Below are 1,091 nucleotides of genomic sequence, written 5' to 3'. Positions count from 1 at the left end.
CGAGCGCCGCGGCGCGCACGCCGGCGAGCGCGGCGCTGTCCACCGGCGGCGGGACGGCGCTGTCGACCACCGCCGGCACGACGCTGTCGGGACGCGTCGGGCGGCGGGTGGTGTCGGCGGGGGGCTGCTGCGCGAGCGCCGGGGCGGCGGTGCAGACGAGCGCGAGCGCGAGAAGGAGCGACGACGGGGCGGGCATGACGACGGCGGTGAGTGAGTCGAAGCTAGACGATTTCGACACGCTGCGCGTCTCCGCGGTTCCGGCCGGCTGGACAGGGAACCGCCACACGTTCACCCTTGGGAGCACGCCGCCGGCGTGCGTCCGAGCCCCCTCGCGCCCCGCATGGCGACCCGTCGACCGCCGGACCCCGCGCCCCCCGACCGCCCCGCCGCCGACCGCCTGTTCGACGGCGGCGGCGAGATGGGCGCGCTCATGCGCGCGCACGACTGGTCGACGAGCCCGCTCGGCGCGCCCGGCGACTGGCCGCAGAGCCTGCGCTCCGCGCTCAGCATCTGCCTCGGCTCCGCGTTCCCGATCGCGCTCTACTGGGGCCCCGAGCTCGCGCTCGTCTACAACGACGCGTGGAGCCCCATCCCCGGGGGCAAGCACCCGTGGGCACTTGGCCGCCCGGCGCGCGAGGTGTGGCCCGAGATCTGGGAGACCATCGGGCCGCTGTTCGCGCAGGTCATGGCGACCGGCGAGGCGACGCGCTCGCAGGACCAGCTGCTCGCCATGCGCCGCCACGGCTACGTCGAGGAGTGCTACTTCGACTACACGTTCAGCCCCGTGCGCGGCGAGGGCGGGCGGATCGGCGGCATCTTCAACGCGGTGCTCGAGACCACCGACCGCGTGATCGGCGAGCGGCGGCTGCGCACCGTGCGCGAGCTCCCCGGCCGCGCCGCCGAGGCGCGCACCCCCGAGGAGGCGTGCTTCGCCGCCGCCGCCACGCTGGCCGCGGCGCCCGGCGACCTCCCGTTCGCGCTGCTCTACCTCGCCGACGAGGACGGGCTGCGCCTCGAGGCGACGGCGGGGCTCGGCGGCGCCGAGGTGCCCGCCCCCGCGCGCGCGTCGCTCGCCGGCGACGCCGCGGACG

Annotated in this window: 1 protein-coding gene and 1 pseudogene; one reads left to right on the top strand and one right to left on the bottom strand. The window is 77.4% G+C overall.

The features are described 5' to 3' along the window. Nucleotides 1–238, bottom strand: a pseudogene (locus PYV61_RS25680) (hypothetical protein); the annotation flags it as partial. Nucleotides 239–340: 102 nt separating this feature from the next. Between PYV61_RS25680 and PYV61_RS25675 the strand changes: the two are divergent. Then, a partial coding sequence (locus tag PYV61_RS25675) for a PAS domain-containing protein (protein WP_275836730.1) occupies nucleotides 341–1,091 on the top strand: 751 nt, incomplete at its 3' end.

The organism is Roseisolibacter sp. H3M3-2 (assembly GCF_029211165.1).
Lineage (GTDB): Bacteria > Gemmatimonadota > Gemmatimonadetes > Gemmatimonadales > Gemmatimonadaceae > Roseisolibacter.
The sequence above is the reverse complement of the archived record's forward strand: the minus strand, read 5'-3'. Positions and strand labels throughout refer to the sequence as shown.